We start from the raw sequence: 12,639 nt of genomic DNA, 5'->3' as shown, positions 1-12,639 counted from the left end.
TGATGCGGACTCATCCCGCTTCCCGTCGTCATCCCGGCGGACGCAGGGATCCATTCGCCTCTCGTTTTCAGCAAGAGCCGATGGCGGAGCCCCAATGGACCCCGGCTTTCGCCGGGGTGACGGCTTGCGGAGCAGCGATGGGTTCTTATCGACGCAGCGCGGTATCAGACCGTCGGCCGCGTTTCGTGTGCTGGATCTACATGTTCAAAGAGCACTCCCCCGCGAGAGGGTGTCAGGAACATGTAGTGAACAATACTGCCTGCGCAAGGTGGCGCGAAGCTGACATCGAAAGCGGCGCGTTGTGGCCACTCGGTGAAAGTTATGCGCCGATCTCGATCCGTGCCTTCAGCATCTGTACGCCCAGCGCGCGTGCCTTGTCGCGCGGCAGGCCGAGCGCGCGGGCCATGGGGGCGCCGAGCAGTGCATCGCCCAGTGCCATCAGCGTCAGTTGCAGCGTTTCCTCGCGCAGCGATTGCTGCTCGTCCTCGCCTTCGCTGATCCGGTCGACCAGCCGGTGGATCGCCTCCAGGATCGGGTCCAGCGCATCCTGATTGCCGGTCAGGATCATCCAGCTTGCCAGCGCACCGGCGCCGCCGCTGTCGAAGGCGTCGAAGGCCATGTCGACCACTTCGCGTGGATCATGGTCGCCGCTGCGGGCGCGCAGCACCGCCTCGCCGATGCGCGCAGTGACGCCTTCGGCGATGCTGGCGGCCAGCGCCTTTTGCAGCCCCGCCGCCGAGCCGAAATGGTGGAGCAGATTGGCGTGCGTGCGACCAATCCGCGCCGCGACGGCCTTCAGCGTCACGGCCTGCGGGCCGGCTTCGATCAGCAGGGCACGCGCGGCTTCGAGCGCCGCATCGCGCGATTCTTCGGGAGACAGACGCTTGCGCGCCACTTTTGTCGTCAACGGTTCGGCCTTGTTGCTATTCCGTGACGGCTTAGTCGAGCTTCGTCGCGGGGGGAAGCGGGTGCTGCCTTCCCTTTTGAGCAGGGCACTGCATTGGCTCAACTGCCCCCTGCTTGAAAGCAGGGTAATCGCATTCGAGCCCGAGCCCCTCACCCTTCCGCCGCTTCGCGGCTCCCTCTCCCCCTGTGGGAGAGGGAAGGGGCCCGCCGCCGAAGGCGGTGGGAAGGGTGAGGGGGATGGAGGATCAAACGCGATTCCCCCTCCCCGCGCGGGGAGGGGGAATCGATGACTTCCAGCCGCGTATCGGGAGCAGCGGGTCAGGCCGCCAGGCGCGGTTCCGGATGCGGTCGGCAGTCCACCGCGTCGAGATCCAGCTCGAACCGCGCGCTTGCCACTTCGCAGCCGCGCCCCTTCGACCAGATCGGTTCGACCTGGCCGGTCGGGCGGAATCCCAGCTTGCGCAGCACGCGGCCCGATGCGGGGTTGTCGACGAAATGCCCCGCCGTCACCCGGCGGATGCCGCGCGCGCATGCGGCGTGCAGCGCCCCGCGAGCGGCTTCGGTGGCATAGCCCTTGCCCCAGGCATCGGGCGTGAACCAGTAGCCCAGCTCATGCGGCTCATCGCGCGCCGCATCGATGCCGACGCAGCCGATCAGCGCGATCCTTGGCCCCTGATGCTCGAACACCAGGAACCGGGTGTCGAGCGGGTTCGCCCAGCTCGCCAGAAAGGTCTCGGCCGCCTCGACCGGATAGGGCCAGGGCGCGCGCGACAGGTTGCGCACCACGGCTTCGTGCCCGATCGCCTGGGCAAGGGCAGGTGCGTCCTCCGGCCAGCCGGGACGTAATGTCAATCTTTGGGTCCGCACGAACATGACCACTCTCCTCGGTCCTGCGGCTTTTCTGGCCATGCCCGTATGGCAGGCCTGTTTCACCGCGGTGTCAGGGAGCAATAAAAAAGGGAGACCGGGGCGACCCGTCTCCCTTTTGCGTTGGTTCGTTCGCCGAACCCGGGTCGCCCTGGTGGGCAACCCGTACGGTCACCCGATGTTACTCGGCCGCCTCGGCAATCATGTCTACGGAGCAGAACTTGCGACCAAGCTTGCCTTCCTTGAACGACACGCGGCCGTCGGTGAGCGCGAAAAGGGTATGGTCCTTGCCCATGCCCACGTTCACGCCCGGGTAGAATTTGGTGCCGCGCTGACGCACGAGAATGTTGCCGGCGATAACGGTTTCGCCGCCGAACTTCTTCACGCCAAGACGACGGCCAGCAGAGTCGCGACCGTTGCGGGACGAGCCGCCTGCCTTCTTATGTGCCATTGTCTATACTCCTCGTGTCTCGTCAGTCGCTTACTTGGCCGCGCCGATCGCAGTGATCTTCAGGATCGTGTGCTGCTGGCGATGGCCGTTCTTGCGGCGATAGTTGTGACGACGACGCTTCTTGAAGACGATGACCTTCTCGCCCTTCGCCTGCGCGAGGATCTCGGCAGAAACGGTCAGGCCGTCGGTCGGCTTCAGCTCACCGCCTTCGCCGGCCAGCAGGACGTCGCCCAGCGTCACCGTCGAACCGGCTTCGCCGTCGAGCTTCTCGACGACGATCTTGTCTCCTGCGGCAACGCGATACTGCTTGCCGCCCGTGCGCACGATAGCGAACATCGGTCTCTTCTCTGGTTCAAATGCATGTGCCCGCCAGGGTGTACCCCGGCAGGAGGAAGGGCGCAGCTATGCGATACGGGGGCGGATGTCAACTGCCGCAAGCGGGTTTCCGGCAGGTAAATTCGGCGGGAAACCTTGCCCGGGCCGGTCAGTGCCGATGGGTCGGCTTTAATTGATAGCGGCCGCCGGCGAATCCTTCGAACAACCCGCTGATTCCCGGATGGTCGACCGGCTCCTCGCTGTCATCGGCCACCAGATTCTGCTGGCTGACATAGGCGATGTAGCTCGATTCGGCATTTTCCGCGAGCAGATGGTAAAAGGGCTGGTCCTTGCGCGGGCGCGCGTCTTCGGGAATCGAGTCGTACCATTCGTCGCTATTGGCGAAGACGGGGTCGACATCGAAGATCACGCCGCGGAAATCGAACATACGGTGGCGAACGACATCGCCGATCGCGAAACGCGCCTGTGCAACGGGAGGCAGCGGCACGCCGGCAGGGAAGGGAAGGGTGGCGCCTTTGGCTTCTGACATGCTTGCCAATTTAATGCGGCGCACAAACTGTACAAGGCCGCTTGCAGTCCGCCAAACCTTGGGCTAATGGCCGCGCCTCACATCGACCGGCATGTGGTTCGGGGGCTTCCCCGCTGCGTGTCGCCCCCCATGCGGAGAGGTGCCGGAGTGGTCGATCGGGGCGGTCTCGAAAACCGTTGTGCGGGTAACCGTACCGAGGGTTCGAATCCCTCCCTCTCCGCCACGGGCCTTTCCGGACACGTCCGCAAAGGTCCGACGGGATCGACTTTTTTCTCCTGAAATCCAACACTTAGCAGGCCGGTTCGGCCTTGGCCGTCCGTACCCGTGCGTGCCTGTCCGATATGCTCGGCTTGGTATTTCACATGGTACGCGCGGTCGAAAAAACATGGTATTTTTTTGAGACCGGTCGGTGCTCACCGATGCCAGGATCCGGGCGGCGAAACCCCGCCCCAAGCCGTACAAGCTTACCGACGCCAACTGCCTCTTCCTGCACGTCACGCCCGCCGGCGGCAAACTCTGGCGGTGGAGCTGCGTGTGCGGCGTGGTCGTGCCGTATCGGTGTCAATAAACTATCATAATTGATAATTATCAAAAGCGAGTCGACATAAGATATTCGAATTTTCGCCCGGAGCCCGCGGTCCGTGGCGTAGCTGACGTTCGCCACTTTCACTCCAGAACAGGGAACCGCCCCATGTCGCCTCCTCTTCCGGCGAAAGCGCAGCGATGCGCCGCCCCTTCGCTCGTCCTTCTCACGTTGCTCGCCGGCGTGTGCCTCCCGGCCGTCGCGTCGGCCACCGCGCCGAGCGATAATGACGATCAGGACAAGACCATCGTTGTGGTCGGCTCCAAGCTCGGCCGTAGCAAGCCGAACGATGCCAGCCATACGACCACCATCTCTGCCGCCGATATGCAGGCGGCCCCCAACACCAATGTCGTCGAGGTGCTTGCCCGTACGCCCGGCATTTCGGTGAGCGCCACCGAGGGCCTTTCCCCGTCGGAAGGCAATCACGGCGGCATCGACGGCGCGGCCCGCGGCACCAGCAACTTCGTGTCGATCCGGGGGCTTTCGGGATCGTACAACGTCAACTTGCTTAATGGCATCAATGCCGCGCAGGGCATGCCCTATAGCCGCAACATCTCGCTGGGTCTGCTGCCGCCGATCGGCCTGAAGCAGATCGCAGTGTCCAAGACGTCGACCGCCGACATGGACGGTGACGCGGTCGGCGGCACGCTCGATTTCCAGACCCCGACCGGCCATGACTTCGGCAAAAGCCTCAACCGCATCTATCTGCAGGGCAGTTTCTCGCAGCTCGCGCACGACTATAACGCACCGGCGGGGTCGTATCTCGGCCAGGCGGAATTTGCTCGCCAGTTCGGCGCCGACCACGCGTTCGGCATCTATGCCACCGCTTATTATGGCAAGCGGCGCTTCGCTGCGACCCAGCTCGATTTCCAGGGCGGACAATGGGGCTATGCCGTGTCGGTCGGCAAGCAGGGGACCAATCCGGACGGCTTCAGTCGCGAGGACAATCTGATCCTCAAGAGCACCAATGCCCAGTTCAGCCGCGGCGAGGAAAAGCGTTATGGTGGCGCCATGTCGCTCGACTGGCACAGCGACGCGACCAGCATCTGGCTGAAGGCGACCCACGCCCGATCCGATATTCAGCAGCAAGTCTATCAGAAGGGCATTCAGGCGGGCAATTATCCCGCCGCGGTGTTGCGCCCGGACGGTCTCTACCAGAATGTCGAGAGCGACGGCGAATATCATTACTGGTTCGAAACCGCGCCGTCGAACTCGCAGTTATCTTCGGTGCAACTCGGCGGCGAGACGCAGATCGGCCGGCTGAAGCTCAGCTCGACCAGCTTCTACAGCTACGGTCTCAGCGCCGCGCCCGACCATGCCGAAATCACCTATCTCGCCAGCCCGGCGAACGACCTCAACGGCCCGTTCCAGGTGACGTACCGCAACCATTATCCGATCCCGCTGCTCAGCGCGGCGCAGCTCGGGCGCCTCAACGACAACAGCCTGTTCGCCTATCAGGTGGGCAGCGGCGAATATACCGCCGCTACCTCCTCGGCGAAGGTTTATGGCTCGAAGTTCGATGCGGTCTACGAATTGGATGGGCTGTTCGAGGAAATCGCTGCCGGCGCCAAGTTCAACCGTACCGAGCGGAGCAGTGACAATGTCGATTATTCCAATATCGACTTCGTGCCGCTCAACTCGACGCTTGCCACCAGTTCGCTGTTCACCGGCCAGGTGATCGCCGACAAGACCTATTACCCTTATACGCTGCCGACGGGCGATGCGGCGGAACTGACGCGGCTGGCGGCTGCCGCAGCAGCGGCGGTGACGCTATCGCCCGATTCCCGCTACAAGAACGTGCTGGCGGGCAATGAGAATGTTGCGGCCGCCTATGCGCTGGCGCGGATGCAATGGGGGGCGCTGGAGATCCAGCCGGGCATCCGTTATGAAAACACCGTCATTCACAATCGCTTCTGGTCGAAGGCGAGCAGCGCGGGGCAGGTCTCCGGCTTCCAGACCAATCGCAGCGACTATCATATCTTCCTGCCGTCGCTGCACTTCGTGCTTCGCAACGGCGACAACAACGTCTTCCGCGCGGCGATCTGGCGCAGCTACTCGCGCCCGGCCTTCTTCCAGCTCGGCGGTGGCCGCACCGTCAAGCGCAACTCTGACGGCACCTATTCCGTCACCGAAGGCAACCCCAATCTTCGGCCGATGACCTCGACCAATTACGACCTGTCGTGGGAGCGCTCGGGGACGGTGTACCGCGTGTCGGTCGCGGCCTTTTACAAGGACATGAACGATTACATGTACGACCGGGGTACCGATTATCGCAGCACGCCGGCCGTCCTCACCAACGATACGACGGTGAGCAAGCCCACCAATGGCGGCCATGCGCATGTCTATGGCCTGGAACTCGATGGCGAGTTCCGCTTCCGCGATCTGCCGGGGGCGCTGTCGGGGCTGGGCGTCGCCGGCAATGTGACGCTGCAGCGTTCGGCCGCGCGGCTGCTAGACCCGACCACCGATGCCGTGCAACCGATGCAGGGTGTGCCCCAGACGCTCTACAATGCCGCGATCTTCTTCAACCCCGCGCGGTTCGAAACGCGGCTTTCCTATCATTTTAACGGTCGGCTGCTGAGCAAGTATAAGTTCGGCACCACCGGCGGTGCTTTGATGAGCGAATGGACGCAGGCGACCAGCTCGCTCGATGCGTCGATCGCCTATATGCCGACCAAGTCGATCCGGCTGGTGGCGACGGTCAGCAACTTGCTCGACAATGTCAGCTTCTATCGCACCGTCGGCAAGGATGCCGAAACCGTCCCGCAGATCGTCAATGCCGGCCGCCAGGCGGCGTTGTCGTTGTCGATCGGGTTCTGACAACACCGGGGCGCGGATGTTGCCGCGCCCCCAAAACCGCCTAAGAGAGGTTCATCATCAGTTTTGATTATGGACCCCCCCATGGCAGGCACCGATTCTTCCTCCGACCGCGTTCCTCGCCGCCGCGAAGGGAGTGGTCTCTCGATCGGCGCGCTGCGCGCCTTTGTCGGGGTGGTCGACCATGGTTCCTTTTCGCGCGCGGCGGTGGCCATGGGCGTGTCGCAACCCAATATCTCCAACCAGATCAACGCGCTGGAACAGGCATGCGGTGCCCGGTTACTCAACCGCCGGTCGCAGGACCAGAGCCTTACCGATGTCGGTCGCGAGCTCTATACACGGGCCCGGCTGGTGATCAGCCGGATGGACGATTTCGAGGCCACCGCCCGCCTGTTCGGCGGCATCAAGCGCGGCCGGCTGGTGATCGGCTTTTCGACGCCGCCGGTCGCGATGCCACTGATCGCCGAATATCGCCGCACCTATCCGGACATCGAAATCGGCTCGCGGCTCGGCAATACCCAGTCGCTGATGCGCGACGTGGTGGAATGCCGCATCGACGTGGCAATTGCCTCGCTGCTCGAACCCGATCCGGGTCTTGCGTGCCATTTGCTGCGCGAACAGGGGCTGAACCTGATGGTGCCGGTCGAACACCCCTTCGCCCAGCGTGAGGCGATCGACGTCAAGGATCTCGGCGGGCTCGCGCTGATCCTGCGCGAGGAAGGCTCGGTCACGCGCGCGCTTACCGAACTGGCGCTGGCATGGGGCGGCGCGACGGCGGCACCCGCCTTCATCGCCGAAAGCCGCGAGGCCGTGAAGGAAGCGACCGCGTGCGGCATGGGATTCGGCTGCGTTCTGGACGGCGAGACCGGCAGCGATGTCCGGCTAAAGGCGCTGCCGATCCGTGGCTTCCGTCGGATGGCCGGCGTCTATGTCGTTTCGCTGCGCGAAAGTGCAGAAATTCCTGCGCTGGGCGCCTTTCTGGGGCTTGCCGGGAACACCGTTGGAATATAATAAATTCGCATCTGTAATAAGATCGGATTTCTAAAAATTATGAATACGGTGTCACCGGAGGCGTTGCGGGTGGAAATCCGCGACCTGTATCTTGGTAATGGTGAGCGCGCCTATGGGCTGTACGCGCTGACCCAGCTGGCGCACGCGCTGCAGTCGGCCGCACATGCCGAGGCGCAGGGGCTGTCGTCGGCGATGGTAATCGCCTGCATGCTCCACGATGTGGGTCATATGGTGCACGATCTGGGCGAGTCGCCGGCCCAGGCCGGGGTCGATGACCGGCACGAGGAGCTCGGCGCCGACTGGGTGGCGGCACGCTTTCCGGCGCCGGTCAGCGGTCCAATTCGGTTGCATGTCGCAGCAAAACGCTATCTGTGCAGTGCTGAGCCAGGCTATCTCTCCACACTGTCGCGGGACTCGCTGCTGTCGCTGGTGCTGCAGGGCGGGCTCATGTCCGCAGAGGAACAGGCCGCGTTCGTGGCCGAGCCGCACGCCGAGGCGGCAATGGCGCTGCGCCGCATCGACGAACTGGCGAAGGACAAGCACGCCCGACCGGACGATATCGATGCCTTTCTCGATCGTCATCTCGCAGCGGCTTTGACGGAGGCCGCCTGACGTTCGCCGTCACCATAATATCATATTTTCTGATTATTATGGTTGGGGTTTTATAACTTGATTTGTGGAGCGCGCGAGGGCGTCGCCGGTTTGGGGGCGCGCGCTCCCCGCATCCTGTCCTGCCGACTACCGGGGAAACCGCCATGCCATCGCCACTATCGCGGATGCTCAGCCGGGCCGGCCCCGCCTGGATCGCCGCTTATGCGCTGACTACCAGCTTCACCACCTATTTCTGCATGTATGCGTTTCGCAAGCCCTTCGCGGTGGCCAGCTATGCGGCGGTCCCTGGCTGGTTTCCGGCGCTCGACTTCAAGGTTACGATCGTGATCGCCCAGGTGATCGGCTATGCCCTGTCGAAAGCGATCGGCATCAAGCTGATCAGCGAGGCGCGCGCCGGCGATCGCGCGCGGATGATCCTGGCCTGTATCGCCTTTTCCGAAGCGGCACTGATCCTGTTCGCGGTGCTGCCCGCGACGCTCAAGGTGGTGGCGATCTTCCTCAGCGCGTTGCCGCTGGGCATGATCTGGGGGCTGGTGTTCGGCTATCTTGAGGGGCGGCGCAGTTCGGAATGGCTGGGCACCGGGCTGTGCCTCAGCTTCATCGTATCGTCGGGGGTCGTGAAATCAGCGGGGCGCGCGCTGATCGACAATGCACATGTGCCCGAATTCTGGATGCCGGCGGCGACCGGCGCGCTGTTCCTGCCGCTGCTGATGCTGTCGGTGTGGCTGCTGGCGCAGACGCCGCCCCCCGATGCACGCGACCGGGCCGAGCGGATGCCGCGCGGGCCGATGCCCGCCGCGGAACGGCGTGCCTTCTGGGCGCGTGCCGGCGTCGGGCTCGTCTTGCTGATCGTCGCCTATGTCGCACTGACCGCGCTGCGCGATTTCCGCGACAATTTCGCGGTCGAGCTGTGGCACGGGCTTGGGTCTGACGGGAATCCGGCCCTGTTCACCCTCTCCGAACTGCCGGTCGCCGCGTTCATCCTGCTGCTGTTTGGCGTGACCGCCTGGATCCGCAGCAACCAGGTGGCGGTGATCGGCTATCTCTCCATGATCCTGGTCGGTGCGGTGCTGATTGCTGCCGCCACCTTCGCCTGGCAACTCCACTGGATCGGCGCGATGCCGTGGATGATCGGCGTGGGGGCGGGGGTATATATGGGCTATATCCCGTTCAACGCAGTGCTGGCTGACCGGCTTACCGCGGCGATGGGCATTCCCGGAAACGCCGCCTTCTTCATGTATCTCACCGACGCCTCCGGCTATGGCGGCAGCGTCGGACTGCTGCTGGTCAAGAGCCTGGGGGTGACGCTCAGCTGGCTGAGCTTCTTCGTCGTCGCCTGTTATCTGGTCGCGCTGACGGTGGGCGTCACGACGCTACTGGCGCTGCTCCATTTCCATTTCGATACCTTCCGCCGTGCTGCACGTTCGCCCCGCGCGGCGGCGCCGACCTTTGCCTGAGGAGACGAATGCCATGTCGTTCGATCGCCGCGCCTTTCTGAAGACCGCCGCCGGCGGGCTCAGCGCCGCCACGCTAGCCACGCTCAACCGCGCGCTCGCCACCCCGGCGAACCACCGCACCGGAACCATCCGCGACGTCGAACATGTCGTGATCCTGACGCAGGAAAATCGCGCGTTCGACCATTATTTCGGCACGCTGCCCGGCGTGCGCGGCTTTGGCGATCCGCGGCCGCTGCGGCTGTTCAACGGGCACAGCGTGTGGCGCCAGCCGAGCGACCAGCATCCGGACGGGTTCGTCCAGCCCTTCCATGCGGATTCGCGTACCGCCAATGCCTACGTCGTCGACGGCGCCGACCAGCACCACACCGCCGCCACGCTGCTGGTGAATGGCGGTCGTTACGATCACTGGGGCGAATCGCGGCAGATGGAACGGCGAATGGCCTATTACACCGCCGCCGACCTGCCCTTTTACTATGCACTGGCATCGAGCTTCACGGTGCTCGATGCCTATCACTGCTCGACGCTGACCCAGACCTATCCCAACCGCATGCACATGATGACCGGCTGCAATGGCGGCGGCATGGTCGGCGGCGATCCGGTGATGTCCAACTATGGCCATGATGAAACGCCTTGGGCGGACATGGCGGCGGACCAGCCGATCACGCCCTATCGCTGGACTACCTATCCCGAGCGGCTGGAACAGGCCGGGATAAGCTGGAGAGTCTATCAGGAATACGACAATTATTGCGACAACATCCTCTCGGTTTTCGCGCCGTACCGGCCGTGCTCCAGGGATTCGAGCCTCTACCGCCGGGCACGCGCGTGGGTGTCGGAAGACCGGCCGGAGCCCGATCGCAGCCGCTCCGACGGCAAGCAACTGGTCGAGGCGTTCCGCCGCGACATCGCGACCGGGCAATTGCCGCAGATTTCGTGGATCGTCACCGCGCAGGCGCTGTCCGAACATCCCGAAGGCGTGCCGGCCGAGGGCGAGCATCTGACGGCGGCGCTGATCGCCGCGCTGGTTGACCATCCCGAGGTTTTCTCGAAGACGGTGTTCCTCATCAACTATGACGAGGCTGGCGGCTTTTACGACCATATGCTGCCGCCGATGCCGCCGGCCGATCCCAGCCGCGGCCATAGCGGGGTGAGCGTTGCCGGCGAGTTTAAGGACTATCGCGACCATCCGCACCCGATGGTACGCGGCATCCAGCCGATCGGCATGGGCATCCGGGTGCCGGCGATCATCGTTTCGCCGTGGACGCGCGGCGGCTATGTCTGTTCGCAGTTGTTCGATCACACCTCGACGCTGATGTTCCTGGAGAAGCGGTTCGGCGTGCGCGAACCGAATATCTCGCCTTGGCGGCGGGCCGTTGCGGGCGACCTGACCGCGTGCTTCGATTTCCGGACCCCCAATGCCGAAACCCATTCGCTGGGCCTGCCCGACACGGCCGACTATCTGGAGCGCATCGCCCATGCCGCGCGCCAGCCCAGCCTGCGCATTCCCGACGTGCAGGTGCCGGCGGTGCAGGATGCGGCGCGGCGCCCGGCGCGGGCCTTGCCTTATCGGCTGAGTGCCGATGCCGTGATTGCGGGCGGGCGCTTTCAGGTGGTGCTCGGCAACCAGGGCAGCGTGGGTGCGGTGTTCACCATCCATGACTATGCCAGCTACGCCCCTTCGGCACCGCGCCATTACACGCTGGTGCCGGGCGAGCGGCATGTTGCCGATCAGTTCGCGATGCAAGACGTCCACGACTATGATCTGGTCGTGCATGGCCCGAGCGGCTTCTATCGCCGGTTTCGCGGCCACCGCGAACAGACCGGCCGGCTGGCGGTGACAGTTACGGCTGGGGAGGGGGGGCTGCTGACGGTGCAACTCCGCAACGACCATACGAAGCCGCTGGAAGTGCGGCTGGAGGGCGACGCGGCCTATCCGTTCCTGTTCGTCGAGGGCCGGACGCTGGTGACGCTGGCGCCGGACGGGGAGGCGCGGCTGGTACTCGACCCTTCCGCTAGCGACCAGTGGTACAGTTTCCGCCTGCACTACGATGCGGATACGCGGTGGCAGGCAAGCTTTGCCGGCCATGTCGAAACCGGACGACCGAGCCGTACCGACCCGGGGATCGGGGCCATGGTGCTGACCGTCTAGCCGAGGCGAGTTCTCCCGAACCTCGTCACGAAACCGACCCTTGGCGCTGCTAGGGTCAGGGCTCGTTGATTACAGCCAGAAGAAGACGGTTGCGGGGAGTGCGATGGCGGAGAAGAAAGCCGTAGGGCAGCGGTCGTAGCGGGTGGCGACGCGGCGGCAGTCTTTCAGGCGGCCGAACATGATCTCGATGCGGCTGCGTCGTCGGTAGCGTCGTTTGTCGTATCTGATTGGTTCGTCGCGGAATTTTCGGCCGGGAATACAGGGCTGGATGCCCTTGGCGTTGAGGGCATCCCTGAACCAGTCGGCATCGTAGCCACGGTCGCCGAGCAGCCACTGCGCTTTCGGCAGATCATCGAGCAGCGCTGCCGCGCCGGTATAGTCGCTGACCTGGCCAGCGGTCATGAAGAAGCGCAGCGGGCGTCCGTTCGCATCGGCGACGGCATGGAGCTTGGTGTTCATGCCGCCTTTCGTTCGCCCGATCAGGCGGCCAAGATCCCCTTTTTAACCCGCAGGCTGGATGCCGTGCGGTGCGCCTTCAGATAGGTCGCGTCGATCATGACGGTCTTCGGCTCGGCATCCGCCGCAGCCAGACCTTCCATCATCCGGGTAAAGACCCCGGCCTCACCCCAGCGCTTCCAGCGATTATACAAGCTCTTGTGCGGGCCGTAGTCCCTGGGTGCGTCCCGCCAGCGCAGCCCGTTGCGATTGACGAACACAATACCGCTCAGCACACGCCGGGCATCGACGCGCGGCTTGCCATGGCTTCTGGGAAAGAACGGCCGAAGCCGCTCCATCTGCTCGTCCGTCAGCCAAAACAGGTCGCTCATCTCTGTCTCCTCACAGAGCTTGATGATGTGGACGCCCCCGCACCGGGCGGCAGCTATGCTGTTGCCCGGCATCTGCAGAGGAGTGTTCACGATGACG

At 64.2% G+C, this 12,639-nt stretch carries 12 protein-coding genes and 1 tRNA gene; 7 read left to right on the top strand and 6 right to left on the bottom strand.

Translation table 11 applies throughout. The features are described from left to right. Positions 1-319: 319 nt before the first annotated feature. The 5 genes from ACT53M_RS12980 to hspQ form a co-directional block, all read right to left on the bottom strand. Positions 320-895, bottom strand: a complete 576-nt coding sequence (locus ACT53M_RS12980) for a TetR/AcrR family transcriptional regulator (protein ID WP_476233858.1) — start codon at positions 893-895, stop codon at positions 320-322. Between the two features lie 329 nt (positions 896-1,224). Then, positions 1,225-1,779, bottom strand: a complete 555-nt coding sequence (locus ACT53M_RS12975; protein WP_476233857.1) for a GNAT family N-acetyltransferase — start codon at positions 1,777-1,779, stop codon at positions 1,225-1,227. Between the two features lie 175 nt (positions 1,780-1,954). Continuing rightward, positions 1,955-2,224, bottom strand: a complete 270-nt coding sequence (gene rpmA / locus ACT53M_RS12970) for a 50S ribosomal protein L27 (protein ID WP_459120604.1) — start codon at positions 2,222-2,224, stop codon at positions 1,955-1,957. A gap of 30 nt (positions 2,225-2,254) precedes the next feature. After that, positions 2,255-2,560, bottom strand: a complete 306-nt coding sequence (rplU, locus tag ACT53M_RS12965; RefSeq protein ID WP_476228076.1) for a 50S ribosomal protein L21 — start codon at positions 2,558-2,560, stop codon at positions 2,255-2,257. 148 nt (positions 2,561-2,708) lie between these two features. Then, positions 2,709-3,089 (bottom strand): heat shock protein HspQ, encoded by a 381-nt coding sequence (hspQ, locus tag ACT53M_RS12960; RefSeq protein WP_476233856.1) that lies wholly within the window; start codon positions 3,087-3,089, stop codon positions 2,709-2,711. Positions 3,090-3,222: 133 nt separating this feature from the next. Here hspQ and ACT53M_RS12955 point away from each other — a divergent pair. The 7 genes from ACT53M_RS12955 (at position 3,223) to ACT53M_RS12925 (ending at position 11,715) form a co-directional block, all read left to right on the top strand. Beyond that, a tRNA-Ser gene (locus tag ACT53M_RS12955) sits at positions 3,223-3,312 on the top strand. A gap of 186 nt (positions 3,313-3,498) precedes the next feature. Then, positions 3,499-3,657, top strand: coding sequence for an Arm DNA-binding domain-containing protein (locus ACT53M_RS12950; RefSeq protein ID WP_476233855.1), 159 nt, complete (start codon positions 3,499-3,501; stop codon positions 3,655-3,657). Between the two features lie 123 nt (positions 3,658-3,780). Further along, positions 3,781-6,492 (top strand): TonB-dependent receptor, encoded by a 2,712-nt coding sequence (locus ACT53M_RS12945; protein WP_476233853.1) that lies wholly within the window; start codon positions 3,781-3,783, stop codon positions 6,490-6,492. Positions 6,493-6,573: 81 nt separating this feature from the next. Further along, positions 6,574-7,500 carry a LysR family transcriptional regulator gene (locus ACT53M_RS12940; protein ID WP_476233852.1) on the top strand — a complete coding sequence of 309 codons (927 nt, stop codon included), beginning with the start codon at positions 6,574-6,576 and terminating at the stop codon, positions 7,498-7,500. Between the two features lie 39 nt (positions 7,501-7,539). Then, the gene (locus ACT53M_RS12935) at positions 7,540-8,112 is read left to right on the top strand and encodes an HD domain-containing protein (RefSeq protein WP_476233851.1); all 573 of its coding nucleotides are present in this window, start codon (positions 7,540-7,542) and stop codon (positions 8,110-8,112) included. Positions 8,113-8,255: 143 nt separating this feature from the next. After that, positions 8,256-9,569 (top strand): DUF5690 family protein, encoded by a 1,314-nt coding sequence (locus ACT53M_RS12930; protein ID WP_476233849.1) that lies wholly within the window; start codon positions 8,256-8,258, stop codon positions 9,567-9,569. A 13-nt stretch (positions 9,570-9,582) separates the two neighbouring features. After that, positions 9,583-11,715 (top strand): phosphocholine-specific phospholipase C, encoded by a 2,133-nt coding sequence (locus ACT53M_RS12925; protein WP_476233848.1) that lies wholly within the window; start codon positions 9,583-9,585, stop codon positions 11,713-11,715. Positions 11,716-11,784: 69 nt separating this feature from the next. On the opposite strand, the gene ACT53M_RS12920 is transcribed toward ACT53M_RS12925, so the two are convergent. Then, a protein-coding gene (locus ACT53M_RS12920) for an IS5 family transposase (RefSeq protein WP_476234164.1) occupies positions 11,785-12,542 on the bottom strand; the annotation gives its coding sequence in 2 pieces (ribosomal slippage) (positions 11,785-12,209 and positions 12,209-12,542; 759 coding nt in all). Positions 12,543-12,639: the final 97 nt, after the last annotated feature.

The organism is Sphingomonas sp. DMC6 (assembly GCF_056314225.1).
This window is presented reverse-complemented; position numbering and strand designations above follow the sequence as displayed.